This window comes from Coprobacter secundus subsp. similis (assembly GCF_015097275.1).
Taxonomy (GTDB): Bacteria; Bacteroidota; Bacteroidia; order Bacteroidales; family Coprobacteraceae; genus Coprobacter; species Coprobacter secundus.
In genome coordinates, this window is sequence record NZ_AP023322.1 from 1073984 (window position 1) to 1098547 (window position 24564).

At 35.2% G+C, this 24564-nt stretch carries 30 protein-coding genes and 1 tRNA gene; 14 read left to right on the forward strand and 17 right to left on the reverse strand.

Features of this window, described 5'->3' with window-relative positions:
* Window positions 1-127: 127 nt before the first annotated feature.
* Together Cop2CBH44_RS04125 and Cop2CBH44_RS04130 are read right to left on the reverse strand one after the other, a co-directional pair.
* A tRNA-Lys gene (locus Cop2CBH44_RS04125) sits at window positions 128-200 on the reverse strand.
* A 170-nt stretch (window positions 201-370) separates the two neighbouring features.
* Complete coding sequence (locus Cop2CBH44_RS04130) at window positions 371-541, reverse strand: hypothetical protein (RefSeq protein ID WP_200755587.1); 171 nt, start codon at window positions 539-541, stop codon at window positions 371-373.
* A gap of 338 nt (window positions 542-879) precedes the next feature.
* Between Cop2CBH44_RS04130 and Cop2CBH44_RS04135 the strand changes: the two genes are divergently transcribed.
* Window positions 880-1107, forward strand: a complete 228-nt coding sequence (locus Cop2CBH44_RS04135; protein ID WP_200755916.1) for a hypothetical protein — start codon at window positions 880-882, stop codon at window positions 1105-1107.
* 355 nt (window positions 1108-1462) lie between these two features.
* Window positions 1463-1975: an RNA polymerase sigma factor gene (locus Cop2CBH44_RS04140; protein WP_200755588.1), complete on the forward strand. Its 513-nt coding sequence runs from the start codon at window positions 1463-1465 to the stop codon at window positions 1973-1975.
* 90 nt (window positions 1976-2065) lie between these two features.
* Here Cop2CBH44_RS04140 and Cop2CBH44_RS04145 read toward each other — a convergent pair whose 3' ends face one another.
* The 11 genes from Cop2CBH44_RS04145 to Cop2CBH44_RS04195 form a co-directional block, all read right to left on the reverse strand.
* Window positions 2066-2620 (reverse strand): NADH peroxidase, encoded by a 555-nt coding sequence (locus Cop2CBH44_RS04145; protein ID WP_021930436.1) that lies wholly within the window; start codon window positions 2618-2620, stop codon window positions 2066-2068.
* 52 nt (window positions 2621-2672) lie between these two features.
* Window positions 2673-3029: a Fur family transcriptional regulator gene (locus tag Cop2CBH44_RS04150; RefSeq protein WP_021930435.1), complete on the reverse strand. Its 357-nt coding sequence runs from the start codon at window positions 3027-3029 to the stop codon at window positions 2673-2675.
* A 603-nt stretch (window positions 3030-3632) separates the two neighbouring features.
* The gene (lysA, locus tag Cop2CBH44_RS04155; protein ID WP_200755589.1) at window positions 3633-4787 is read right to left on the reverse strand and encodes a diaminopimelate decarboxylase; all 1155 of its coding nucleotides are present in this window, start codon (window positions 4785-4787) and stop codon (window positions 3633-3635) included.
* Between the two features lie 61 nt (window positions 4788-4848).
* On the reverse strand, window positions 4849-6168 hold the full coding sequence (locus tag Cop2CBH44_RS04160; RefSeq protein ID WP_021930433.1) for an aspartate kinase: 1320 nt from the start codon (window positions 6166-6168) through the stop codon (window positions 4849-4851).
* 107 nt (window positions 6169-6275) lie between these two features.
* Window positions 6276-6962 (reverse strand): cell division ATP-binding protein FtsE, encoded by a 687-nt coding sequence (locus Cop2CBH44_RS04165; RefSeq protein ID WP_021930432.1) that lies wholly within the window; start codon window positions 6960-6962, stop codon window positions 6276-6278.
* A gap of 7 nt (window positions 6963-6969) precedes the next feature.
* A complete protein-coding gene (hisIE, locus tag Cop2CBH44_RS04170) occupies window positions 6970-7566 on the reverse strand; it encodes a bifunctional phosphoribosyl-AMP cyclohydrolase/phosphoribosyl-ATP diphosphatase HisIE (protein WP_021930431.1) in 597 nt (198 codons plus the stop codon).
* Between the two features lie 63 nt (window positions 7567-7629).
* On the reverse strand, window positions 7630-8385 hold the full coding sequence (hisF, locus tag Cop2CBH44_RS04175) for an imidazole glycerol phosphate synthase subunit HisF (RefSeq protein ID WP_055100187.1): 756 nt from the start codon (window positions 8383-8385) through the stop codon (window positions 7630-7632).
* Window positions 8386-8404: 19 nt separating this feature from the next.
* Window positions 8405-9124: a 1-(5-phosphoribosyl)-5-[(5-phosphoribosylamino)methylideneamino]imidazole-4-carboxamide isomerase gene (gene hisA / locus Cop2CBH44_RS04180; protein WP_021930429.1), complete on the reverse strand. Its 720-nt coding sequence runs from the start codon at window positions 9122-9124 to the stop codon at window positions 8405-8407.
* A 6-nt stretch (window positions 9125-9130) separates the two neighbouring features.
* Window positions 9131-9718 (reverse strand): imidazole glycerol phosphate synthase subunit HisH, encoded by a 588-nt coding sequence (hisH, locus tag Cop2CBH44_RS04185; protein ID WP_021930428.1) that lies wholly within the window; start codon window positions 9716-9718, stop codon window positions 9131-9133.
* Between the two features lie 14 nt (window positions 9719-9732).
* Window positions 9733-10590, reverse strand: a complete 858-nt coding sequence (gene purU / locus Cop2CBH44_RS04190; protein WP_055100678.1) for a formyltetrahydrofolate deformylase — start codon at window positions 10588-10590, stop codon at window positions 9733-9735.
* 155 nt (window positions 10591-10745) lie between these two features.
* Window positions 10746-11102 carry an arsenate reductase family protein gene (locus Cop2CBH44_RS04195; RefSeq protein WP_021930426.1) on the reverse strand — a complete coding sequence of 119 codons (357 nt, stop codon included), beginning with the start codon at window positions 11100-11102 and terminating at the stop codon, window positions 10746-10748.
* A gap of 336 nt (window positions 11103-11438) precedes the next feature.
* Here Cop2CBH44_RS04195 and Cop2CBH44_RS04200 point away from each other — a divergent pair, with 336 nt between their 5' ends.
* Window positions 11439-11645 carry a hypothetical protein gene (locus Cop2CBH44_RS04200; protein ID WP_021930425.1) on the forward strand — a complete coding sequence of 69 codons (207 nt, stop codon included), beginning with the start codon at window positions 11439-11441 and terminating at the stop codon, window positions 11643-11645.
* Window positions 11646-11660: 15 nt separating this feature from the next.
* On the opposite strand, the gene Cop2CBH44_RS04205 is transcribed toward Cop2CBH44_RS04200, so the two are convergent.
* Complete coding sequence (locus Cop2CBH44_RS04205) at window positions 11661-12215, reverse strand: SecDF P1 head subdomain-containing protein (protein WP_200755590.1); 555 nt, start codon at window positions 12213-12215, stop codon at window positions 11661-11663.
* A gap of 292 nt (window positions 12216-12507) precedes the next feature.
* On the opposite strand from Cop2CBH44_RS04205, the gene Cop2CBH44_RS04210 reads away from it, so the two are divergent.
* Window positions 12508-13287 carry a TIGR02757 family protein gene (locus Cop2CBH44_RS04210; protein ID WP_200755591.1) on the forward strand — a complete coding sequence of 260 codons (780 nt, stop codon included), beginning with the start codon at window positions 12508-12510 and terminating at the stop codon, window positions 13285-13287.
* Here the strand turns inward: Cop2CBH44_RS04210 and Cop2CBH44_RS04215 are convergent.
* Window positions 13268-13594, reverse strand: a complete 327-nt coding sequence (locus Cop2CBH44_RS04215; RefSeq protein WP_021930421.1) for an MGMT family protein — start codon at window positions 13592-13594, stop codon at window positions 13268-13270. The two genes, Cop2CBH44_RS04210 and Cop2CBH44_RS04215, sit on opposite strands and share 20 nt — an antisense overlap.
* Before the next feature lie 163 nt (window positions 13595-13757).
* Between Cop2CBH44_RS04215 and Cop2CBH44_RS04220 the strand changes: the two genes are divergently transcribed.
* Together Cop2CBH44_RS04220 and Cop2CBH44_RS04225 are read left to right on the forward strand one after the other, a co-directional pair.
* Window positions 13758-14315: a sugar O-acetyltransferase gene (locus tag Cop2CBH44_RS04220; RefSeq protein ID WP_055100172.1), complete on the forward strand. Its 558-nt coding sequence runs from the start codon at window positions 13758-13760 to the stop codon at window positions 14313-14315.
* A 377-nt stretch (window positions 14316-14692) separates the two neighbouring features.
* Window positions 14693-16195, forward strand: a complete 1503-nt coding sequence (locus Cop2CBH44_RS04225) for a catalase (protein ID WP_200755592.1) — start codon at window positions 14693-14695, stop codon at window positions 16193-16195.
* 405 nt (window positions 16196-16600) lie between these two features.
* On the opposite strand, the gene Cop2CBH44_RS04230 is transcribed toward Cop2CBH44_RS04225, so the two are convergent.
* The gene (locus Cop2CBH44_RS04230) at window positions 16601-16873 is read right to left on the reverse strand and encodes a 4-fold beta flower protein (RefSeq protein WP_154668494.1); all 273 of its coding nucleotides are present in this window, start codon (window positions 16871-16873) and stop codon (window positions 16601-16603) included.
* Between the two features lie 293 nt (window positions 16874-17166).
* Between Cop2CBH44_RS04230 and Cop2CBH44_RS04235 the strand changes: the two genes are divergently transcribed.
* Together Cop2CBH44_RS04235 and Cop2CBH44_RS04240 are read left to right on the forward strand one after the other, a co-directional pair.
* Entirely contained in the window at window positions 17167-18213 is a 1047-nt protein-coding gene (locus Cop2CBH44_RS04235) for an alcohol dehydrogenase (protein WP_200755593.1), read from the forward strand.
* A gap of 36 nt (window positions 18214-18249) precedes the next feature.
* A complete protein-coding gene (locus Cop2CBH44_RS04240; protein ID WP_021930416.1) occupies window positions 18250-18810 on the forward strand; it encodes a flavin reductase family protein in 561 nt (186 codons plus the stop codon).
* Window positions 18811-19270: 460 nt separating this feature from the next.
* Here the strand turns inward: Cop2CBH44_RS04240 and Cop2CBH44_RS04245 are convergent, their stop codons facing one another.
* Window positions 19271-20398 (reverse strand): glycoside hydrolase family protein, encoded by a 1128-nt coding sequence (locus Cop2CBH44_RS04245; RefSeq protein ID WP_200755594.1) that lies wholly within the window; start codon window positions 20396-20398, stop codon window positions 19271-19273.
* A 786-nt stretch (window positions 20399-21184) separates the two neighbouring features.
* Here Cop2CBH44_RS04245 and Cop2CBH44_RS04250 point away from each other — a divergent pair.
* The 6 genes from Cop2CBH44_RS04250 (at window position 21185) to Cop2CBH44_RS04275 (ending at window position 24432) form a co-directional block, all read left to right on the forward strand.
* Complete coding sequence (locus tag Cop2CBH44_RS04250; RefSeq protein ID WP_200755595.1) at window positions 21185-21379, forward strand: helix-turn-helix transcriptional regulator; 195 nt, start codon at window positions 21185-21187, stop codon at window positions 21377-21379.
* A gap of 60 nt (window positions 21380-21439) precedes the next feature.
* Window positions 21440-22039, forward strand: coding sequence for a transglycosylase domain-containing protein (locus tag Cop2CBH44_RS04255; protein WP_200755596.1), 600 nt, complete (start codon window positions 21440-21442; stop codon window positions 22037-22039).
* Entirely contained in the window at window positions 22036-22722 is a 687-nt protein-coding gene (locus Cop2CBH44_RS04260; RefSeq protein WP_115502972.1) for a hypothetical protein, read from the forward strand. Before Cop2CBH44_RS04255 ends, Cop2CBH44_RS04260 begins: the two co-directional genes overlap by 4 nt.
* A 234-nt stretch (window positions 22723-22956) precedes the next feature.
* Window positions 22957-23163: a helix-turn-helix transcriptional regulator gene (locus tag Cop2CBH44_RS04265; RefSeq protein WP_115503016.1), complete on the forward strand. Its 207-nt coding sequence runs from the start codon at window positions 22957-22959 to the stop codon at window positions 23161-23163.
* Complete coding sequence (locus tag Cop2CBH44_RS04270; RefSeq protein ID WP_200755597.1) at window positions 23160-23498, forward strand: HipA N-terminal domain-containing protein; 339 nt, start codon at window positions 23160-23162, stop codon at window positions 23496-23498. Before Cop2CBH44_RS04265 ends, Cop2CBH44_RS04270 begins: the two co-directional genes overlap by 4 nt.
* Window positions 23491-24432, forward strand: coding sequence for a HipA domain-containing protein (locus tag Cop2CBH44_RS04275; protein WP_181990134.1), 942 nt, complete (start codon window positions 23491-23493; stop codon window positions 24430-24432). Before Cop2CBH44_RS04270 ends, Cop2CBH44_RS04275 begins: the two co-directional genes overlap by 8 nt.
* The last annotated feature ends 132 nt before the right edge of the window (window positions 24433-24564 follow it).

Here is a 24564-nt window from a genome sequence, read left to right on the forward strand (position 1 = left end):
ACAGCACATCAACAATTTTGGACATCACTGAATTTTAAAGAGTAGACAGGCCACGCACTTTATACAAAAAAACTCCTACAATATTAAGGTATTGTAGGAGTTGTACATTTATTGTCAGATATTCCTGTGATCCGCCTGGGGCTCGAACCCAGGACCCCAACATTAAAAGTGTTGTGCTCTACCTGCTGAGCTAGCGAATCTCCTATTATATGTGCATCAATTCTCAAATGCGTTGCAAAGGTAGTGCAATAATTTTAACTGCCAAATTTATCAAAGCTTTTTTTCTTCATTTATTAACTATACGAAAACTAAATATATAATTTTCAAATGTTTAAATATATCATATTTTTTAGTTTTATACTACACTATTTTAAGAATCTTCCAATTCATCGTCATCATAAAGATTATTTAACTCAAAAGCTAAACTATCCAACTCTTTTTTCCAAGCATCTACTACTTCCTTAGGAGTATCAGGTGTAGCTTTCTCAATATTATTCTGCGCTATCTCTATCTCCTTTTCAAGTTCCATACGACGGCTCATACCAATAAACATTTTGATTTTAAAATCAATAACAACTATTTATGCAAAAAGTTTTATAATTACAAATTCCTTGATTTATTATGTAACACATAATTTCCGGTATATAGAAATATTTTGAATTATCTTAAAATCTCAGTCAAAAATATCATTTTACTTTCATGCTTATCATCCAAATTATCCAGTACAATACAAAAGTTTTATATAGAAACGAAATTTCTTTCTCAAAAATGTATTATCCATATTCATTATTATATTTTTCGAAATATTATTCTAATATCATAAATTCATTAAAAATATCGAGATTATCAATCATTATGTAAATTCTCTTTGTTCTAAATATAGAAAATGTATCAGACAAATTAAGTACGGAAAAAAGAAAAGAACTTTCAGGCTCTGATTTCGGATTATCAAAACAACGAGCATACCCAATGCCTGATGCTGCTCATGTAAGAGTTGCGGAAGTATATTTCAGATACGCACCTAAAAATATAAAACCTGAATTAGCCCAAAATATTCTCAAAAAGGCAAAAGAATTTGGAGCTAATATCGAAAGTAATATTATCTGAGAATGGGCAAAAAAGTAAAATATCTTTTTAATATATCAAAAAGATATAAATTAATAATTTGTTTCCGTATTCCCCAAGCGCCTAACGGAGCTCATTAAAATTTTTTATTCCTATCAAATTAAAAACAAAAAATCTCTTTAATAAAAAAGATTTTTGTCCTTCACTCTTGTAAATGGATATTTATCATTAAATTTGTATCGTCTCATTTACTTAGAAACATGCTATGCGTGCAGAAGAAGGATATAAAGCCTCCGCTGTGCACGCAATAGTTATGTGCCTAAAAGTAAGTGAGACGACTTTTTTCGGCGGAGGCTCTTTTTAATAAATAAAACAAAACCCTTTAATTTTAGTACCAATGTCATTCATACTCGTAGCCGATAATCTATTAAAGTTACATAACCAGCTTTTAAAATTTGCATATTCTCTAACATTAAACGACGATGATGCAAAAGACCTTCTTCAAGATACTATCCTTAAAACATTAGAAAACCACGAAAAGTTTATAGAAAATACAAATTTTAAATCTTGGGTATTTACCATAATGAAAAATTTATTCATAAACAAATATAGAAAAGAATCTGTTCATAATAACACGTTCATTGATTTAGACGAAATTGCGGATAATATCATGGGACCAGATAGAACAGATTATTTATACGATTATAAATTTATAAATAAAGTTATTTCCAGTATAAATAATGACAAACAGAAAGTTATATTTGGACTTTATATGTCAAAATATAAATATGAAGAAATAGCTCAAGAAATGAATTTACCTCTGGGAACGATAAAAAGGGAACTCCACACAATCAAACTTGACTTGCAAAAGAAACTTATAGAATTCAAAGCTGATTCCCTCAATAAATAATCGGGAACATCTATTGTGTAAGTTATAGATAAATGTTCCCGATTGTCAAGTTATGTCTATATAGAGAAATCCTTGTTAAAATAGAAAAATTTATTTCTTAAAGAATCTATTATACAAACCTTCGAATGCTTTACCATGACGAGCTTCGTCTTTACACATTTCATGAACAGTATCATGTATTGCATCCAATCCCAATTCTTTAGCACGAGTAGCGATTCTTTTTTTATCTTCACATGCTCCGGCTTCTGCATCCATACGAGCCTTTAGATTTGTTTTGGTATCCCATACTACTTCACCTAAAAGTTCAGCAAATTTTGCAGCATGTTCAGCTTCCTCCCAAGCAATACGCTTATATGCTTCTGCCACTTCAGGATAACCTTCGCGATCAGCTTGGCGACTCATAGCAAGATACATACCAACTTCTGTACATTCTCCATTAAAATGAGCTTTCAATCCTTCTAATACCTCAGCATCTACTCCTTTTGCGACACCAATTCTATGTTCGTCTGCAAACTGAAGAGCTCCTTCAGTCTCCACAACTTCTTTAAATTTGCTTCTAGGTTGTTTACATTGCGGACAAAATTCGGGAGCTTCTTCACCTTCATGTACATAACCGCATACTGTGCAAATCCATTTCTTTTTCATAATTCAATTCCTCCTAATTAAGTTTTAAGATATAATTATTCAATAAAGGTCGTCATTGACGACACTTTTTACAATAGCCTTTATAATAAACTTGAACTTCATCAACTTCAAACTCTCCTACTTTTCCCGTAGGTATAATACTAAAATACTCTTTTGGTAAATCATATATTTCTCCACAAATCTTACATTTAAAATGCCCATGCTGAGAAATATCTGCATCAAAACGAGTGTTTTTCTCATCGATCGTCAACACTTGGACAGCTCCTTGATCCGCAAATAACTTTAATGTATTGTATACCGTCGTTTTAGAAAGAGTCGGAATTTGCGGATATAAATCATTAAATATTTTATCAACTGTCGGATGTACTTTATGCTCAAACAAATAATCCATAATAGCAATCCGCTGCATAGAAGGCTTTATTTTATGACTTAATAAATATCCGTGTATGAATTCCTGTTTCATTATAAAATTGTAATCATTACATTTTTAATTTCATTGCAAATATAATAATATTTTTTTCACATTATACTTTTATTTGCCAATAATTAACATAATTTTCTACTCAACCATACTACTTATATAGTCAACAACCGGTTAAAAATAAACTATATTTTCGACCTTATTTCAACAGATTATATCTTTAGAATCAGAAGTTTAAACTCTTGCTATATAAAAAATAATACTATTATTAGAAAGCTCCTATCAGTCGAGATATCAAGAACAAAAAAATATTTATGAATTCACTCTTATTGTAGAAATTTTTGTTTACAGAAACAACTATGAAATTGAAATATCGAAAGAAAATTTTAAAAATATAGTATTTAAAAAAAAACGCATATTTGTTCCGAACGTCATAACGAAACTGGCCCTATTAATGAATCCTTCGTACACAAAATACCTTATAATTTGAAAATATACATGCCTGTATTAATACCATACTGGCATGAGTCACAAATTATAAGGTATATTCAAAATATATTTTTCACTTCCAATTATTCATTTTTATAGAAATTACAAATCATCTGAATAATAAGCTTTAGGAAGACTACGACAATTATATTGTGAAGCCATGATTTCCCCATAAGCACCTGCCGAACGTAATGCAATGATATCCCCCCTCTGTGTTTGATTAAGAGAAACTATCTTACCAAAACAATCCGATGATTCACATATCGGCCCTACAACATCATATTCTTCCTCAATTTTATCAGACGTTATGTTCTCTATTTTATGATAAGCCTGATAAAGTGCCGGACGTATCAGATCCGTCATTCCGGCATCAACTATTACAAATTTTTTATTTACCCCCTCCTTTACATAAAGGACTTTGGTTATCAATGAACCACTCTGACAAACGACTGCCCGCCCCAATTCAAAATGAAGCTTTTGTTTAGGACGTAACTTTAAATGTTTATAAAACGTTTCAAAATAGTGATGAAAATCCGGTATCGAATTACGATCTGGGTTTTCATAGTCAACTCCAAGACCACCTCCAACATTGATTATATCTACAATCAACATTCGCTGATAAAGATGTTCCTGTATTTCATTGATACGTATACACAGACTTTTAAAAGCATCCATATCCGTTATCTGTGAGCCAATATGAAAATGAAGCCCAAGCAAACGTATATTTTTCAATTCAGACAAATGATCCAATACTTGGTCAAGATGAGAAAGGCTTATACCAAATTTATTTTCATTTAAGCCCGTCGTTATATAATGGTGTGTATGTGCATCGATATTCGGATTGACACGCAAAGCAATCGGAGCCACCATATTTTTAGCTGCCGACAGTTCATTTATTACATCTAACTCAGGAACCGACTCTACATTAAAACAAAAAATTCCGGCATCAAACCCTAAATTTATCTCCCAATCAGCCTTGCCCACACCCGCAAATACAATCTTATCAGCAGGAAAGCCCGCCTTCAAAGCGGCTTTTATTTCACCTCCGCTTACACAATCAGCCCCCAATCCGTTTTCTCTAATAATCGATAATATACGATTATTTGCATTCGCTTTGACAGCATAGTGCACATGAAAATTATGCCTCCCCGCCTCTTTGTTTATTTCAAATAAAGTATCTCGTAATAATTGGGTATCATAGTAATAAAAAGGAGTGCTCAAATGACTAAATTTTTCAATAGGAAACGTTCCTTTCATCGCTTGTCGTTTTAATTTTTAAAATCAAAAAACACGGGTTATGATAGGCCCGTGTTTGGTATTATTTATTGTTAAAAAGAGAATCACTTAGAGCTTGTAAAGCCTTTTTCTTATCTTCTGCTTTTATCAGGAAAGATATATTGTAATTGCTCCCTCCGTATGATATCATACGTACCGGCACATTTTTCATTGCCTCCATCGCATTCGATTCAAATCCTATATTATTCCATTCCAAATCTCCCACAACACAGATGATTACCATATCTTCATCAACTGTTACTGTGCCAAATTTTTTCAAGTCATCCAATATCTCCGTCAAATGCTTTGTATTGTCTATCGTAACAGAAACACCTACTTCCGAAGTTGTCACCATATCGATAGCAGTTTGGTAGCTCTCAAATATTTCAAATACTTTACGCAAGAATCCATAAGCCAAAAGCATTCGACCCGACTTTATTTTTATAGCTGTGATGCCATCTTTGGCTGCAACAGCCTTAATTTTTCCCTGCTCAGTCTGATTATAAATCAGTGTTCCCGGAGCATTAGGTTCCATTGTATTCAACAAACGTACAGGAATATTATTTAATTTAGCGGGTAAAATACATGTCGGATGCAATATCTTAGCTCCAAAATAAGCTAACTCTGCTGCTTCCTCAAAATGTAATTGACGCACAGGAGAAGTATGCTCTACAAAACGTGGGTCATTATTATGCATACCATCAATATCTGTCCAGATTTGTATCTCTTCTGCTTTTATAGCTGCCCCCACTAACGAGGCGGAATAATCGCTTCCTCCTCTCTGCAAATTATCAACTTCACCGTAAGCGTTCCGACAAATATATCCTTGCGTTATATATATATCTGCACCTTTATTTGCCCCCAACAAATCATTTAACTTTGTCTTGATATAATTAGGATCCGGCTCGGCATTTTTATCGGTACGCATATAATCAAGAGCCGGAATAAGAACAGACTTTATCCCTTTCTCTAATAAATACAAATTCATCATAGCGGTAGAAATAAGTTCTCCCTGAGAAAGGACAACTTTTTCTTCAAACATGGTAAACAGGTCTTTTGTAAAAGAACGGATATAATCAAAATGAGTCTTTACAATTTCAGCAGCTTTCTGTTTATACTCCTCCGTCGTATAAAGTTCATCTATAACACCGGCATATTTCCGTTCCAGTGCATTAATCGTCTCATTTGCACCATCAGAATTTTTCTTATACAAATAATCTGATATCTCCACGAGAGTATTAGTCGTTCCCGACATAGCCGAGAGTACAACTATCTTTTGCTCTCCATCGCAAATCAGGTTGGCAACATCCTTGATTCTCTGTGCTGATCCTACAGAAGTTCCACCAAATTTTAAAACTTTCATTTTCGTTTTTTAAATTGTTACGTTGTTATATTTACCTGTTATAAATTACGTTTTTTCAAATTGCCTGCAAAGGTATTGTTTTTATACTGAATTACAAATAGTTGATATTAGTCTTTTGTATTATTGACTTCTACAAGTTTTTTGTTTTCACATTTCAAAATTCTGCCCGGAAACTCATCGACCAAATGATGATTATGAGTCGTCATAATCACGGCCGTCCCTGTCTGGCAAATAGAATGCAATAATGAAACAATCTGTTGTCCGGTTTGGGGGTCAAGATTCCCTGTCGGCTCATCGGCCAAAATTATTTGTGGTGAGTTCAACAAGGCTCGGGCAATAACAATTCGCTGTTGTTCACCTCCCGATAACTCATGAGGCATTTTATATGCTTTCTTCTGCATCCCTACCTGTACGAGAACCTGCTCTACCCGCTCTGCAATATCAGCTTTATCTTTCCATCCGGTCGCTTTTAATACAAACTCAAGGTTTTCATTTACCGAACGATCGGTCAATAACTGAAAATCTTGAAAAACAATACCGATTTGCCGGCGCAACATAGGAATGTCTTTTCTTTTCAGCATCTTCATATTATATCCCAAAACAGAAGCCTCCCCTTCCAAAATGGGAATGTCAGCATACATTGTTTTCAAAAGACTGCTCTTTCCCGTCCCGACTCGTCCAATAAAGTATACAAATTCTCCTGCATATAATTTAAAATCTACCTCTTTAAGGACAATAAGTTCTTTCCGGCAAACTTCGACTTTGTTATATTGTACCAGCAATTTTTCTTCCATTTCAAGATTATTCTTTATGTCTTGACTGCAATTCCCGTGCCAAATCTTCGATTCTATATCCTTTTGATGTAAGTAACACTATCAAGTGATATATCAAATCCGATGCTTCGTATATCAACCGGTCGTCCGTACCGTTCGTTGCTTCTATAACAGTCTCTACAGCTTCTTCCCCCACTTTTTGAGCCATACGATTAATACCTTTATTAAATAAAGATGTCGTGTATGAGCCTTCAGGCATTTCTTGCTTGCGACGATCGATAAAATCCTGCAAATATTTTAAAAACATGATGTCTTCCACATTCTTTTCATCAAAACAGGTATCACTGCCCGTATGACAAACCGGACCTACCGGACGAACTTTTATCAAAAGGGTATCCCGGTCACAATCTTCTTTTATGGAATCCACCAAAAGGAAATTTCCACTCTCCTCCCCCTTTGTCCATAAACGATTCTTTGTACGGCTAAAGAATGTGACTTTGCCCAATTCTTGAGTTTTTTGCAAAGCCTCTGCATTCATAAATCCTAACATCAGTACTTTCGAGGTATAACTATCCTGAATTATTGCAGGGACCAAACCTCCCATCTTATCAAAATCTATATTCATTTTTATAATCTTTATTTTCTCCATCAATCAAATCCGAAAATATGAAAATCGTTTATTTACATTTTACTTTCGGATACATATATTTTCCTTTTCCAGATATTCTTTCAATTCGCCAATAGATATTTCTCCAAAATGAAACACACTGGCGGCAAGGGCTGCATCAGCCTTCCCTATCTCAAAAGCATCTCGAAAATGCTCCTTTTTACCGGCTCCTCCCGATGCTATTACCGGGATATTTAGCATTTCGTTCAACTGGGCTAAGGCACTATTTGCATAACCATTTTTCACTCCATCATGAGTCATACTGGTAAACAATATCTCTCCAGCACCTCTTTCCTGTGCCTCCTTTGCCCACTGAAATAGGTCCCTGCCTGTAGAAACACGCCCCCCATTCAAATAACAACACCAATTTCCCTTTTCAAAGTTAGCATCTATTGCGACAACACAAACCTGAACCCCGAAATTTTTTGCAATTTCAGTAATCAATCGAGGATTTCTCAATGCTGACGAGTTCAACGATACCTTATCTGCACCAGCATTCAATAAACGGTCAACATCAGACATCTCATTTATTCCTCCTCCGACAGTAAAAGGAATATTCACATTTGCTGCTACTTTACGAACCAGTTCTGTAAACGTTTTACGCCCTTCATATGAAGCTGTAATATCAAGGTACACCAACTCATCGGCTCCCTGCTCACTATATGCCTTGCCTAAGGCTACCGGGTCTCCCGCATCTCTAAAATTAACAAAGTTTATTCCTTTGACCGTTTTCCCCTCTTTTATATCCAAGCAAGGTATTATTCTTTTTGCTAACATTCTTTAATTATTCATTTATTTAGAAAAAGCGTTGCAGGTCTTTCAGCCGTATATGTCCTTCATAAATCGCTTTTCCGAATATCACCGACTGGACACCTGCACCTTCAAGCTCCTCAATATCTTGTAGCGAACTTACGCCACCGCTTGCTATCAAACAAATATCAGGCAAAGCGACAAGCATTTTTCTATACAAATCCAAAGACGGCCCTTGTAACATTCCGTCTCTACCGATATCTGTAGTTATTACCTTATTTATACCTGATTCCATATACCCCGAAACAAAAGGTATCAATTCATAATCTGAGGCCTCAAGCCAACCGGAAACTGCAATTTTATTATCTCTCACATCAGCTCCCAATATAATACGGTCAGGGCCATATTTTTCAATCCAAGAAACAAAAGTTTCACGGCTTCTGACTGCAATACTTCCTCCGGTAATCATCGATGCCCCAGAATCAAAAGCTATATCCAAATCTTTATCAGACTTCAACCCTCCACCAAAGTCAATAATTAAAGATGTATGACCGGCAATGCGATCAAGTGTTTTATAATTTACAATATGCTGTGCCTTGGCCCCATCCAAATCGACCAAGTGTAACCTACGTATTCCATTGTCTTCGAACGCTTTAGCTACATCCAGAGGATCTTCATTATAAATCGTCTTCCGCGAGTAATCTCCCTGTGCTAAACGGACACATTTACCATCAATAATATCTATAGCCGGTATTATTTCAATCATATCTTCCTACAAATTCAAGAAATGGGTTAATATACTTTCGCCAACCTTGCCGCTTTTTTCTAAATGGAATTGGGTCGCATAGAAATTATCCTTGTGTAGCGCTGCACTAAAAGGTTGTATATAATCTGTCACGGCTGTCGTATATTTGCATTCGGGCACATAATAACTATGCACAAAATATACATATTTGCCTTCAAGGTCCACCGGAAACATGTGGCTATCGACACGTTCTATACTGTTCCATCCCATATGCGGAATTTTCTCATTTTTCATCGGACAGAAACGCTTTACATCTACATCAAATATATTCAGACAATCGACATCTCCTTCCTCCGAATGACGGCACATCAACTGCATACCGATACATATACCTAAAACGGGTTGAGTGAAACTTTTTATCAGTTTATCCAAACTCTTTTGCCGTAAGTAATGCATAGTAGAAGCAGCCTCGCCCACCCCCGGAAATATTATTTTATCAGAAGATTTCAAAACCTCCTCATCATCAGTGATTACAGCATCTACCCCTACCCGTTTCAAGGCACAATCGACCGAATATATATTTCCGGCATTATATTTTATTATGGCGACCTGCATTATAGCTCTATCCTTTAATTGAAAACAACTGTTTTATTTTTATAAACCAATATCTTTCTTTCAATATGTTTCTCCACAGCCCGAGATAACACTATTTTTTCCAAATCTTGACCTTTGTGCACAAGATTAGATACCGTATCTTTATGAGAAATACGAGTAATATCTTGTTCTATAATAGGACCTGCATCCAAATCTGTCGTTACATAATGACTAGTAGCTCCAATTAATTTTACTCCTCGTTCAAAAGCTGCATGATAAGGCTTTGCCCCCACAAAAGCCGGAAGGAAAGAATGATGAATATTGATTATACGATTGGGATAATGACCTATAAAATCTGCAGAAACAACCTGCATATATCGAGCCAATACGATAAAATCAATATTATACTTTTCAAGCAAGGTCAATTCAGCAGCTTCTTGTTCTACTTTATTTTCCTTATTTATCGGGAATATATGATAGTCTATATTAAACCTTTCGGCAACGGTAGCTAAATCTGGATGATTACTAATAATAAGTGGTATCTCAACATTCCATTCCCCAGCTGTGTACCGAGCCAACATATCATATAGACAATGGGACATTTTCGAAACAAAAATTGCCATTCTTGGCATCGTATCACTAAAATAGAGATTAAAACTCATATTGTATTTTTGCCCATAAAGAGTATTAAAATAATCTTCAATTTTTTCTTTGGGTATACTGAAATGTGTCAAATCCCATTCCACTCTCATAAAAAATACATGTTCTTCCCGGTCAACATGCTGATCAAGATAAAGAATATTACCTCCATTTACATTTATAAAGTCCGTTACTACTGCAATAATTCCAGGTTGGTCGGGACAATGCATTAATAAAACAGCATTTGTAGACATATTTTTTTGTTTCGACATACTTATTTCAAATTTAAATTGCAAATATAACAAAACAAAAGCGAATATCCATATTTTAACAAAAAATTGTTTTAAAATCCAATTTATTTCTTTCGTTTTGCAAGTTTATACATCCTATTTCAATATTACAATTCCCCTCACAACAAAGCCTTCCATTCATCAGGTTTAAAACCTACCCAGACTTCTTCTTTCCCAATCAGTAATGGACGTTTAATCAACATTCCATTCGAAGCTAATAATTTCGTGATTTCACTATCACTCATCCCTGACAACTTATCTTTCAAAGCCATCGACTTATATAACAAACCACTGGTATTAAAAAATTTACGTATAGGCAACCCACTTTTCGGAATCCATTCTGCCAACTCTTGCTCTGTCGGATTTTGTTCTACTATATGCCGCTCTATAACTTCTATTTTATTTTCCTGCAACCACCGTCTCGCTTTACGGCAAGTATCACATCCTGGATACCAAATAAAAAGAATCTTGTCCATTATTACCTATCATTTAAAACTGTAAAACTAAAAACGCTTACTATTTTAATATAACCTTATGATTTAAAAAATATCTTATCCTATAACAACACCCCAAATAAACGCACCGGATATTCTTCTATTTCTTCAAAATTATATATTTTTCTCATTATTTATTCTTAAGTAACTTGAATAAATAGGGCATCATACATAGATACATTCTTTATTTCAATATACTGCTTCACAAAAATAGTGATATCAGAAAAAAATATATCCTATTTCGCAAATTTTATATTCATTACTATGAACTTTTTGATAGGTTTAACTGTATCTTTGTCTACAACTAAATAATTTAATATGAGAAAACTTTTGTGCCCACAATGTAAAATTCCTTCTTTTTATGTAAAAAATGACCAAGGAAACACTTTGCTCGTATACATTACCGATTCGTTTGAAGTCGTTCCTAAAAATCCAAATCAATCTACCGAAGGATTTGACCTATCTACAATCTATTGTCTCGGATGTTCTTGGCATGGGGCACCTCGAAAGGTGGTAAAATATTAAAATAATAAAAATTTCTTATTGAGAAACATTAAAACCCTTTGTTATAGCATAAGCATCCCAATAATCCATTTCTAAAATTATCGAGTCTGTCTGATTTTTATCAAGCCTATAATAAACTGAATCCTTATCCCAACTCTTGAATAAATTTTCAATAGAATCTATTTTTTCTTGTCGAATTTGACGAAATAAAGTCTTTAAATCATGTCCATATGGATTACTTATCGCAAAGTTTCCACTTTCAATCCTCATATTTACTTGAGGGGCTGTTATAAGTTGGTCATCAAACACAAACCCTATACGTTTACCAATAGCCTTTTCTGTTGCGTCTGCCCATTTGCCCACTTTATGTTTACTTATTGTACCTACTATTTGATACTTCATCGGATACCCGACTGAGTCCAACCGAACAGCCGCAAATTCTTTTACCGTAACAATAGGGTCCTGAGATAGACTATCTTCTTGCCCTTCTATAATGTAATACCAACCGTTCTCTCTATGTTTTTCATGTATACCTTTGACTTGACACAGAAAAAATATCAATCCTAATAATATGAATGATGTAACCTTCATTATTCCCAATGATTTATAATAAACTCTTTACTTTTTTAAACAAAGTATATATCCACAATCTTTGTTACAATTACAAACTTTCTGCATTATTTTTATTTCTTCAAATTTATTTTTCAAGCATCTGCATAATTTCAGTTTACGAATCATTTCCAATACTTTTACCATATTTCATCTTATGCTTTTTTACTTTACAAATATATATAAAATATTGATTTTCTTAATAGTATATTATAAAAAACCATGCTCTTATATCAAAAAGTTCCTATCTTTGTACGATATATATCAAAAAAACATGACAGACAATACATCTTTATTGCATAGAAAAATAAAAGAACAGCTCAGGCAATGGGCCAAACAATATAATACTAAGGACTTTATTCTATCTGACCCTATCCAATTTCCCCATCGGTACAGCCAAATAAAAGACATCGAAATAAGCGCATTCTTAACGGCGTGGATATCCTATGGCAACCGCAAAATAATAATTGCAAAAGGAGATGAATTGGACCAAATGTTCAATGGCTCTCCTTACAATTTTCTAATAGAACGAAAATTCCAACCACTTAAAAATAACAAAAGCAGTTTTTATCGTTTTTTCAAATATGAAGATTTATATCAAATATGTGACAGATTATATAAATGTTATATACAATATGAATCCTTACAAGATGCCATAAGTAATTCTCCGGGAAAGTACCCCATTCAAAAAATACAATCATCATTCGCCGGTATTAAAGGGATTCCAGTCCTGTCAGGGACATCGGCCTGTAAACGCCTGGCTATGTTTCTTAGATGGATGATACGAAAAGACAATCTTGTAGATTTCGGTATATGGGATAAATTTTCGCCCGCTGATTTAATTATACCCTTAGACACCCATGTACACCAAACTGCACTGAAATTGGGTATCACCCACAGAAAAATCGCTGATATGAAAACCGCTATCGAAATAACAGAATACATGTACTCTATATTTCCCGAAGACCCATGTTTAGCAGACTTTTCTCTATTCGGATATGGTATAGCAACAGCCAACAACATGAAGAAACAAATTATCCATCCAAATGACTAATTTCCTTCCACATATATTTATGTAAATCGACACAACCATTTGTCCTAAAGCATATTCCCTCCTGCTCAAGCAAAGCCCTCTGTTCCGGCCAGTTCGGAGCTATGCGCCCTTGGCTGTTCACCACCCGATGACATGGCAAACCTGACGCTTCAGGAGTATGAGCCATAGCATAACCGACCATACGTGCACATTGGGGAAATCCGGCCAACCGCGCCAGTTGCCCATACGTTACTACGCTGCCAAAAGGTATCTCACCTACTATTTTATAAACCTCAGATTCTAATTTTTTCCTATCTACTTTGCCCATAATTTTCAAAACTTTTTCAGTAAAAAAGAGTTCTGTACATTACTCGACAATAACTATGAAGAAATCTTTATATATTTGCCCAAAGAATTACTTCGATGTAATTCAATTAAAATTTGTGGTGTAAGTTAATAAATAATTTCTTTATTCATCTATTATATCTATAATGAAAACTGAAAAAGAAAAAATGTTGGCCGGAGAAGTATATTCGCCTTATGACAAAGAGCTAATGCAATTGCATAAACAAGCTCTTATATGGGTTGAGCAATATAATAAAGAAGCTTTTACTGACTGTATGGAAAGAAAGGAGCTATTGAGAAAACTCCTTCCTAACACTCATCCATCATTGACAATACAACCACCTTTTCTCTGTGATTACGGCATTCTGATTTATGGAGGAGAAAACAGCTTTATCAATTATGGTTGTACGATACTCGACACAGCCCCGATAACATTAGGAAAAAATCTCCTTATCGGCCCCAATGTACAGATTTATGCTCCAGTACATCCCTTCAACTTCAAAGAAAGGGCGACAGGTGTAGAATGCGGAAAGCCTATCTCCATCGGTGATGACTGCTGGATTGGCGGAGGTGTAGTTATCTGTCCCGGTGTAACTATAGGGAACCGGTGTATCATTGGAGCAGGAAGTGTAGTAGTAAAAGATATTCCGGACGACAGTTTTGCTGCCGGCAACCCGGCTATTGTCAAAAGAACCCTTCTTTAAAAGGAATACCCCCCCGGCAAATAGATGATTTCCTTCAGTACAAAATACACAGTATCATATCACAAATCATAACGTTTTATTCTGTACGGTTCTCTAACTTTCGCTTCTATTATAAAAACAACCCATAAACCACCGTAATCGTCAATAGCTTTTCCAAATATATATTCAGAGAGATTTACTGTCTACAAACCACTATCCAAAGCCTCAAAAGAAACACTACAACTTTTCCATTTCTACAATACATGTAAAGTCTGTTTATAATAACAACATCCCTCTTTCTCCCTTTTAAAAAAATCATAGACAAATCTTTATATACACCAAACATTAACGAGGATTAAATTGTTAATACCTTACAAATCATCAACCTAAAAACAAATATGAACAAAAAACAACTAACATCTGAAAACGGCAGACCTATCGCCGATAATCAGAATATCCAAACAGCAGGAGTCCGTGGACCCGCAATGCTTCAAGACCCATGGTTCATGGAAAAACTCGCACACTTCGATCGTGAAGTAATTCCCGAACGCCGCATGCACGCCAAAGGCTCAGGAGCATTTGGTACTTTCACGGTAACTAACGACATTTCCCAATATACAAGAGCTTCCATTTTCTCCAAAATAGGAAAAAAAAACAACTGTTTTGTACGGTTTTCTACTGTCGCCGGTGAACGAGGAGCTGCCGATGCAGAACGTGACATACGGGGTTTTGCCATGAAATTTTATACCGATGAAGGAAACTGGGATTTGGTAGGAAATAACACCCCTGTATTTTTTCTCCGTGACCCGCTAAAATTTCCGGATTTAAACCACGCCATAAAACGCGATCCCTATACCAATATGCGCAGTGCCAATAATAATTGGGATTTCTGGACTTTACTTCCAGAAGCATTACACCAAGTTACTATTACAATGAGCCCACGCGGTATCCCCTTCTCATACCGGCATATGCATGGATTTGGTAGCCACACTTACAGTTTCTATGATAAAGACAATAAACGGACATGGGTCAAATTCCACCTTGTCACTCTACAAGGAATCAAAAACTTGACCGATGCAGAAGCTGAAGCAATCATTTCTAAAGATCGGGAATCCCATCAAAGAGACCTGCACGAAGCCATAGAACAAGGAAATTTTCCCCGATGGAAAATGCAAATACAACTTATGTCCGAAGAGGAAGCCAAAACCTATAAAATAAATCCTTTCGACTTGACCAAAGTATGGTATCACAGAGACTTTCCCCTACATGACGTAGGTATATTGGAACTAAACCGTAACCCTGAAAATTATTTTGCCGACGTAGAACAAGCAGCATTCAATCCGATGAATGTAGTAGAAGGCATAGGCTTCTCTCCGGACAAAATGTTACAAGGACGCTTATTCTCGTATGGAGATGCCCAACGGTACCGCTTAGGTGTGAACCATAATGAAATCCCGGTAAATAAACCTCGTTGTCCCTTCCACGCTTATCATCGTGACGGTCAAATGCGTACAGATGGTAATTATGGTGCAACTAAAGGATATGAACCTAACAGCTATGGCGAATGGAAAGATAACCCATCCAAAAAGGAACCACCACTAAAAACCAATGGCCCTGTATACAATTATGATGAAAGAGAGTATGATAACGACTACTTTACTCAACCAGGCAAGTTGTGGCGATCAATGTCAAAAGAAGATCAAAAAACGACTTGTGAAAATACAGCTCGGGCAATGGGCGATAGTGAACTATTCATCAAACAACGCCACGTGCGTAATTGCTCTTATGCTGATCCCGATTATGGAAAAGGGGTGGCAGAAGCATTGGGTATAGACTACGACGAAGCTTTGAAAGCAGAAGACCCGGCCCATCCCTCCTGGGACCCACGGTTTTCGAAATGACTCAACGAGGCTGTCTCAAAATAGAAAAAATAGATAGACTTACTCATAATCTATAAGTTGCAATATAAAATCTCCTGCTTTTGCTTTCATTTATCTCAATGATATGGCCAAAATCAGGAGATTTTTTACTTTTAAGTTTCAATCTATAAAATTTTTACTTTAGCAATTCTATTTTGAGACACCCTCATCTATATTTATAGATAAAAGTCTCACATGTTATACCCCAAAACATAAACTTTATCACTTATAAAAGACTTATTATCCGCACCTATCTTATATTATCATCATTTGCAAATTGCATTTATTTTAGCACAATTACCTATTGAAAGATTTTATCAAAATAATTTACTGAAAAAATACACCTATAATCTCTAATACCAATTTACCCCATGCCTTACAAATTTTTTATTCGAACAACTCTTTCATTTTACCATCTTTTACATAGCCATTAGCATAATTGCCTATGATATTATAATTTTTATCATAAATATACCCATTAGAATAATACCCTCTAATATTCCTCTCATTATCAAAAATATATCCATTTGCATAATTGCCCACAGTCACCCCCTCATTATCCAGTATATACCCATTTCTATATGTCATAAGCCCCATCTTGCATGCCCCTAAACATACAAAACACACCATCAACAATATAACCCTCATAAACTTCTGCATACCATAAAAATTCAAAACTCCATTTCTTTATCAATCGATTTTCGCCCTTTTAATTTACTGATTTTCTTATCTTTATAAATTAAAATATCAATTTACGCCTAAGTAAAACATAAATCACAGGCTATTATCTTTACCAATTGCAAATACTTATTTCCCCTATCCTACCTACAAAATAGAAGAAACTGCCCCCCTAATACAAAAATAGGAAAAATAATGAATAATAAAATCAAATAATCAAAAGAAAACAAATTATTATCTTTGCTATAACATTAGTCTAAAAAGGAGGATACATTATGTTAGCATATACATACGTTGAAAACGGCAAATTTGAGTTGCAAGAAAAAAACAAACCAAAGATAAAAGAACCGCAAGATGCAATAATTCGCGTGACACTTGGTAGCATCTGTTCCAGTGATCTCCATATCAAACATGGAAGTGTACCCCGTGCAATACAAGGAGTAACCGTCGGACATGAGATGGTAGGAATTGTAGAAGAAATTGGCCCTGATGTTATTTCTGTTAAACCTGGAGACAGAGTCACTGTAAACGTAGAGACTTTTTGTGGCAAATGTTTCTTTTGTCGTCACGGATACGTAAATAATTGTACCGATCCCAACGGGGGATGGGCACTGGGATGCCTTATCGATGGAGGACAAGCAGAATATGTAAGAGTCCCCTATGCTAACCAAGGGTTAAATCGTATACCCGACACGGTCACCGATGAACAAGCCCTATTTGTCGGTGACATACTGGCCACCGGTTATTGGGCTACCCGTATCTCCAAAATATCTGAAGATGACACAGTCCTCATTATCGGGGCCGGCCCTACCGGAATCTGTACATTATTATGTACTATGCTGAAAAAACCTCGGCGCATCATTGTATGTGAAAAGTCACCTGAAAGAATCCTATTTGTCCGCAAATATTATCCCGAAGTATTGGTAACAGAGCCCCAAAACTGTAAAGAAGTTGTACTTAGCAACAGCAGTCACGGTGGAGCCGATGTCGTATTAGAAGTCGCCGGAACCGAAAATACATTCCATTTAGCTTGGGAATGTGCTCGGCCCAATGCTATCGTCACCATCGTTGCACTTTATGATAAACCCCAGATACTGCCTTTACCAAGTATGTATGGCAAAAATCTGACTTTCAAAACAGGTGGAGTAGATGGATGTGACTGCGCTGAAATCCTTAAACTAATAGATGAAGGGAAAATAGATACCACCCCACTTATCACACACAAATTTCCTCTAAATGAAATAGGAAAAGCTTATCATATCTTCGAAAACAAATTAGAAGGAGTAATCAAAATAGCAATAACAGGGAACAATACCATTTAAAACTTTGTGTCTTCCAATCAATAAATATAAAATACAATGAGAAAGAATTTTGGAAACAAAACATGGCTATACCCGATGCCTGTCTTTATTGTGGCAGCATACGACAAAAATGGAAAACCCAATGCCATGAATGCAGCATGGGGAGGTGTTTATACTGATAATATGATTGGTATATGCCTTGCTGAAGAACACAAGACCACACAGAACATTCTCGACAGCAAAGCTTTCACTGTAAGTATGGCCACGGTAGATAATGTCATAGCCTGTGATTATGTAGGCATCGTTTCCGGGAACAAAGAACCGGACAAATTTGCCAATGCAGGTTTTCATGAAATAAAATCAGAATTCGTAAATGCTCCTATTATTGAAGAACTACCCATGACATTGGAATGTGAGCTTGTTTCATACGACCCTCGAAGCAACTATATGATAGGTCGAATTGTAAATGTTTCAGCTACAGAAGAGGTGATAAACGAAAAAGGGAAAATAGACCCGTTCAAATTACAACCCATTCTCTACGACCCATGTAACCACAATTACCTGTCTATTGGAAAGAAAATTGGAAAAGCCTTTTCTGATGGAAAAAGCTTAAAGTAAAAAATTGGAAAATCTATAACCAATTTTATATTACTAAATATCAACAATTTACAAATCATTTTGAATATAAACAAATGATTGGAGGCACAATCTTTATACCCAAACTATTATTGCTTGAAATCAAATAATTACATAAAAGAACATCTAAATTATAAACAATACAATTCTAAAAAACAAACACAATTAAGCCTAAAACTATTTGCAACGAACTATTCCCCCAATTATTGAGGAATAGATAAAATAAATCGGGTCTTCAATGAATATTTATATACAGGAGGTATATCAAAACTAAAATGTCCACTCCAAAAAGTTACAGATTGTAACTATAAAACTTAAAAAGGGCGCATCAAACTCTGTATTGAGTAATGATACGCCCCTTTTTCTTCAGTCTTTTAAGATGCTCAAATTTCAAATTATAAGTTCATATTTTCAAAAATTGAATTTTGATACACCCTCATTTTTATTTCCTAAATGGAATAACCATATTCCATGAACGAGAAGCATTCTCAAAACCTCCGGGACCATCCATTGTCGCGAAAAAAATACAACAAGGTTTACCCTCCTCAAAATAGATGAAAGGACGTTCCAATTGACCTTGCATTTCTACAGTACCATCTTCCCACTCCACAGTACGTGAATAAGCTTTTGGATCAGCATCAATCATCCAATGTGAACCATCCGTAGAGTGAGCCAATGCTCCACCTCCCCGTTCTCCCGTATATTTAGCAACATGGTCTTTGAATATGACATGATATCCCCGCTTATCCTTCCAAAGAAAAGGATCCTCTGCCTCTCCTTGCCCATCAACCTGAAAAATCGGTTGTCCACCATTTAATACAGTATAAGGTCCATAAATATTGGGAGCATGTGCTATTCCAAGAGACATATCTGAATATTTACCATTTTCCCTATATGCACGCCCCTTAAACAGAATTGTCACAGACCCATCTTCTTCTATAACAGGCGATGGATTTGAAATCAAATAACTGTAAAATGTCCCAGGTTTTGTTGTCAACAACGGTTCATCAAATCTTTTCCATGGACCATAAGGAGAGTCAGATACAGCCAGACCAATACGTTTATTGGACCGTGCCACAGTACACCAAGGACTGTCCAATGTCAATTCATTATAAGTAGGTTCCACAAAAGGATGCGTTGAGCCCATATAAATTAAGAAATACTTACCACCATACCGTAAAATACGAGGATTGTGGGTAGAACGGCCATCCCAATATTCTGCACCACGAGCCGGTAATGCAATATCACTGAATCGATAAGGCCCCGTAATAGATTTAGATACCGCATGAACAATCTCTGACGCAACCATCCATCCAGGATGGAAAGGCAATGTCTTAGGAAATCGGGAAACATATAAATGATACATTCCATCATCACCTTTTACAACAGAACTTCCCCATACCCAATAATCAGGTTCTTCATAAACCGGTGCACATAAGGCCGGAGCCAAATAATGAAAAATTTCATTGTGGGAATTCTTCTTAAGCTCCACCAAATTCTCAATTTTCTGTGCATATGCAGATGATAACAATAAAATTGACAGTATAAATATAAAAAATCTTTTGTACATAAATATTTGTTTACATAAATAATGATTCACAAAATAGAAGATTTTTATTCACATTTATGTGCACAATCGTACATAAAAAGTATATTTTACATTCATAATATCTTTTAGTTTCTCAACTTTTCATTTTATCGCCTTTTCTACTCTTTACTGCACAAACTCTTGCATTATTGATTTTACTTTCCGATGCAGTATATTTACATCACTGATTATCAGTGACTATTCATTTTAATTGGTACAACCTCCGTTTTTACAAGTACACAGAATGTAGGGACAAATGCAAATCGTTGTATTTCATTGTTTTGCATATACGTGTTGTATCGCCTCTTTTCAGCCCTTTTGAGGAATGTCCGTTATCAGATTCAACGTATTGAACGATAGGGAATTTCCGCATGGATGTTACAGAACGCTTGTTGAATACAAAAGTAGTGGTTTTCTTGGAATATTTGCGGTTTGCGGTGAGATTTTTGCGCTCCGATTATTTTGGGTATTCGATTCGTTGGAAAAAGTGTAGCGAAACCGAATTATTCGCTTGAAAAAGTGTAGAGTAGCATTTGGGTAGTTTGATATTTGCGGTTCTGAACCTCATTTATTATACCTTATCTGATATAATAATACTGATAGCGAAATAATTTAAACCCCTTGTGGTATAATATGAGATATTTGTATTAACTTTGCACCCGAAAAGGTATAAATGAAGTGCAAACCGAGTGAAGAATCAAACTTGTTTGATTTATTCCGAGGTGTAGCCTTTATTGTAAAATCTTGGATTTTAAACGTTGAATGCTTATGAACAATCTTTCTATTACGGTCAAGATGTTGCGAAAGCAGTATAATCTGACGCAAGAAGAACTTTCGTTGAAGTCGGGGGTAGGATTGCGCTTTGTGCGAGACCTTGAACAGGAAAAGGATACGCTGCGCCTTGATAAGGTGAATCAGCTCCTTGATTTCTTCAATTATGAAATGGTGCCACTTATAGAATGAGAAAATAAGTAATGGAAGGAAAATTATCCTTGAAACGAACAAGAATTGTAAATACGCAAAATGAATTTTATAAAACAAATATGCAACGATTTACATGTTTTGAGAAGAGTAATTCCAATTGAATATGTAAAAATAGAATCATATTTAGCTAATGAATCAGCTGAAAAACTAATCAATTTCCTTATTGTGGCTGAAGATCATAGGTATAAATATCATATAGGATTTGATCTAATAGCAATTTTTAGATCCATTTTGAAGTATATTTTTTATGATAAAAAAGAAGGTGCTAGTACCATAGAACAACAGTTAGTGAGAGTTGTAATTTGTGACTACAGATATAATATATGTAGAAAAATTAAGGAAATTATTTTGGCTTGTTATGTCAAATCTGTATTTGAAAAGAAACACATTGCTTTGATTTATTTGAATATAGCATATTATGGAACAAAATATCAATCATTAGATGCTATATTAGGAAAATATGATCTAACTAAAGAGAATGTTTTGGAAAATCGTGTATGCGCAGAAATAGTAGCTAGATTAAAGTATCCAGAACCATTGATATGTAGTGCTCATCGTAAGATACAGATCGAAATGAGAGTTAAGCATATTTTGTATATGTATGATAAATATTCAAGAAATAAGTTTTTTTTAATATGAATATAAGTAGATATTTAAAAATGAGTAGAGAAAGTATGTGTATAAGCTCTATTTATACATCATCAGAGCAATTTAAAGTCTGCTATGAGAGATTAATTGGGCTGGAACAGAACTCTTTGATCTCACATGTTATTGTAAATAATACTCCTTTTGTATTTAAAGATATTCCTTTACTGTATGAACAGATTATACAATATCTATCGGATTTGTTAAGTATTGAATCTGGATCAATAAAACTTATAGGAAGTGCAAAAACAGGATTCTCAGTTAGTCCTTCACCAAATTATGGCAAAATTTTCTCAGAAAAAAGTGATTTAGATTTTACGATAATAAATGAAGTTGTTTTTGAAAAATTATGTAAGGAGTATGAGGCTTGGAAGACGGCATATACCAGTAATAATATATTACCTAAACCTGGTAAAGAAACAAAATGCTGGGACGATAATATCATATTATTAAAGAGAAATATCGACAGGGGATTTATAGATACGTATAAAATTCCCAATAGGGAGATGTGTCCTATTACGAAGAGAATTAATAATGCAATGTACTTAATACCATTAAAACTTGATGAATATTATCATATAAAAGTATCGAAAGCTTCTGTTAGAGTCTATAAGAGTTATGATTTGTTTAGACAACAACTAAAGCTAAATACAGATCAAATTTTAAATGATAAATAGAGATTGTAATTGATATTTTATAAATTGTAATAGTTGATTATACCTTATCTGACATTATAGTACTGATAATAAAATACATTATACCCCTTGTAGTATAATATGAGATATTTGTATTAACTTTGCACCCGAAAAGGTATAAATAAAGTGCAAACCGAGTGAAAAATTAAATTTGTTTGATTTATTTTGAGATGCAACCTTTATTGTAAAATCTTGGATTTTAAACGTTGAATGCTTATGAACAATCTTTCTATTACGGTCAAGATGTTGCGAAAGCAGTATAATCTGACGCAAGAAGAACTTTCGTTGAAGTCGGGGGTAGGATTGCGCTTTGTGCGAGACCTCGAACAAGGAAAGGATACGCTGCGCCTTGATAAGGTGAATCAGCTCCTTGATTTCTTTAATTATGAAATGGTAGCCACTTCTAAAACTGATAATCAATGAGACAAGCTCGTATATTTTACAAAGACCAATTGGCAGGAATTCTGACCGAAAACGATGCAGGATATGAGTTCCGCTATTTGCCGGAATATCTTTCTTCGGAGATGGCAAAGGCTGTCAGCCTGACATTGCCTTTACAAGCAGATGCATATCAAAGTCCTGTGCTGTTTCCTTTTTTTGACGGTCTGATTCCTGAAGGATGGTTGCTGGATGTCGCATTGCGGAATACGGATATCAGCATTCTTGACCGGATGGCGTTGCTCCTGACCTGTTGCAAGGATTGTATCGGAGCGGTAAGCGTTGTTCTTATGGAAAAAAAGGAGGAAAGCCATGTGTAATTGTTTATATTGTTATCGTCCGCTATTAAAGGGTGAAAAGGATATGCACACGGCTTGTGTTAAGAAGTTCTTCGGGACAACAACATTGCCTGTTCTTGATTATACGATAGGGCAACTTGACCAGCTTGCTCTGCAAATCATTCAAGACCAAACCTCTTTGACTGGTGTTCAGCCGAAGCTATCCTTGCATCTGAATGAACATGAGGGAAGCAAACGATTGACTATTGTCGGGCTGTGGGGTGGTTATATCTGTAAGCCACAGACTTCGCAATATAAAATGATGCCGGAGGTAGAGGATTTGACCATGCACCTTGCTGAGGCGGCACGTATTGAGGTGGTTCCTCATACACTGATGCGGATGGCGGATGATACTCTATGCTATCTTACCCGTCGAATTGACAGAACTTCTATCGGAGATAAGATAGCAATGGAAGATATGTGCCAACTGACGGAAAGGCAAACGGAACATAAGTACAAGAGCAGTTATGAACGTATTGGTAAGGCTATTTTGAAATATTCATCTTTGCCCAAAATGGATGTTACCAATTTTTTCGAGTTGGTGCTTTTCTCTTGGCTTACAGGGAATAACGATATGCATTTGAAAAACTTCTCTTTGTATGAAGCGGCGGATAAAATACGCTTGACACCTGCATACGACTTGCTGAATGCGGCTATCATCAATCCCAAGGATGATGAAGAACTGGCATTGACCTTGAATGGTCGGAAGAAAAAGCTTCAAAGAGAGGATTTTATCAAATCGGCAGCTACTTTGGGTATAGATAATGTGGTTGTAGAACGACTGATAAACAAGTATATTAGGCTATTATCTAAGTTCGAGACTGTCATTCAAAGTTCTTTTCTGAGTGATGAACTTAAAGAAAAGTATGGCGAATTGTTAAGAGATCGAATTGGTCGGCTTTCACAAAGGATATAAAACTGTCTGATGTCTGTTTGGTTATATGTAATAAATTAAATATTAATTATTTATACTTATGAATTGAATAATTAGATGATGAATATACCTCAATCTTATGTTTTAAGTACTAGATACCTCAATAGGGTTTTT

Coding starts and splice junctions, on each gene's coding strand:
- Cop2CBH44_RS04130 (WP_200755587.1), bottom strand. CDS start 541: ATGAGCCGTCGTATGGAACTTGAAAAGGAGATAGAGATAGCGCAGAAT.
- Cop2CBH44_RS04140 (WP_200755588.1), top strand. CDS start 1,463: ATGTCATTCATACTCGTAGCCGATAATCTATTAAAGTTACATAACCAG.
- Cop2CBH44_RS04145 (WP_021930436.1), bottom strand. CDS start 2,620: ATGAAAAAGAAATGGATTTGCACAGTATGCGGTTATGTACATGAAGGT.
- Cop2CBH44_RS04150 (WP_021930435.1), bottom strand. CDS start 3,029: ATGCAGCGGATTGCTATTATGGATTATTTGTTTGAGCATAAAGTACAT.
- lysA (WP_200755589.1), bottom strand. CDS start 4,787: ATGAAAGGAACGTTTCCTATTGAAAAATTTAGTCATTTGAGCACTCCT.
- Cop2CBH44_RS04160 (WP_021930433.1), bottom strand. CDS start 6,168: ATGAAAGTTTTAAAATTTGGTGGAACTTCTGTAGGATCAGCACAGAGA.
- Cop2CBH44_RS04165 (WP_021930432.1), bottom strand. CDS start 6,962: ATGGAAGAAAAATTGCTGGTACAATATAACAAAGTCGAAGTTTGCCGG.
- hisIE (WP_021930431.1), bottom strand. CDS start 7,566: ATGAATATAGATTTTGATAAGATGGGAGGTTTGGTCCCTGCAATAATT.
- hisF (WP_055100187.1), bottom strand. CDS start 8,385: ATGTTAGCAAAAAGAATAATACCTTGCTTGGATATAAAAGAGGGGAAA.
- hisA (WP_021930429.1), bottom strand. CDS start 9,124: ATGATTGAAATAATACCGGCTATAGATATTATTGATGGTAAATGTGTC.
- hisH (WP_021930428.1), bottom strand. CDS start 9,718: ATGCAGGTCGCCATAATAAAATATAATGCCGGAAATATATATTCGGTC.
- purU (WP_055100678.1), bottom strand. CDS start 10,590: ATGTCTACAAATGCTGTTTTATTAATGCATTGTCCCGACCAACCTGGA.
- Cop2CBH44_RS04195 (WP_021930426.1), bottom strand. CDS start 11,102: ATGGACAAGATTCTTTTTATTTGGTATCCAGGATGTGATACTTGCCGT.
- Cop2CBH44_RS04200 (WP_021930425.1), top strand. CDS start 11,439: ATGAGAAAACTTTTGTGCCCACAATGTAAAATTCCTTCTTTTTATGTA.
- Cop2CBH44_RS04205 (WP_200755590.1), bottom strand. CDS start 12,215: ATGAAGGTTACATCATTCATATTATTAGGATTGATATTTTTTCTGTGT.
- Cop2CBH44_RS04210 (WP_200755591.1), top strand. CDS start 12,508: ATGACAGACAATACATCTTTATTGCATAGAAAAATAAAAGAACAGCTC.
- Cop2CBH44_RS04215 (WP_021930421.1), bottom strand. CDS start 13,594: ATGGGCAAAGTAGATAGGAAAAAATTAGAATCTGAGGTTTATAAAATA.
- Cop2CBH44_RS04220 (WP_055100172.1), top strand. CDS start 13,758: ATGAAAACTGAAAAAGAAAAAATGTTGGCCGGAGAAGTATATTCGCCT.
- Cop2CBH44_RS04225 (WP_200755592.1), top strand. CDS start 14,693: ATGAACAAAAAACAACTAACATCTGAAAACGGCAGACCTATCGCCGAT.
- Cop2CBH44_RS04230 (WP_154668494.1), bottom strand. CDS start 16,873: ATGCAGAAGTTTATGAGGGTTATATTGTTGATGGTGTGTTTTGTATGT.
- Cop2CBH44_RS04235 (WP_200755593.1), top strand. CDS start 17,167: ATGTTAGCATATACATACGTTGAAAACGGCAAATTTGAGTTGCAAGAA.
- Cop2CBH44_RS04240 (WP_021930416.1), top strand. CDS start 18,250: ATGAGAAAGAATTTTGGAAACAAAACATGGCTATACCCGATGCCTGTC.
- Cop2CBH44_RS04245 (WP_200755594.1), bottom strand. CDS start 20,398: ATGTACAAAAGATTTTTTATATTTATACTGTCAATTTTATTGTTATCA.
- Cop2CBH44_RS04250 (WP_200755595.1), top strand. CDS start 21,185: ATGAACAATCTTTCTATTACGGTCAAGATGTTGCGAAAGCAGTATAAT.
- Cop2CBH44_RS04255 (WP_200755596.1), top strand. CDS start 21,440: ATGAATTTTATAAAACAAATATGCAACGATTTACATGTTTTGAGAAGA.
- Cop2CBH44_RS04260 (WP_115502972.1), top strand. CDS start 22,036: ATGAATATAAGTAGATATTTAAAAATGAGTAGAGAAAGTATGTGTATA.
- Cop2CBH44_RS04265 (WP_115503016.1), top strand. CDS start 22,957: ATGAACAATCTTTCTATTACGGTCAAGATGTTGCGAAAGCAGTATAAT.
- Cop2CBH44_RS04270 (WP_200755597.1), top strand. CDS start 23,160: ATGAGACAAGCTCGTATATTTTACAAAGACCAATTGGCAGGAATTCTG.
- Cop2CBH44_RS04275 (WP_181990134.1), top strand. CDS start 23,491: ATGTGTAATTGTTTATATTGTTATCGTCCGCTATTAAAGGGTGAAAAG.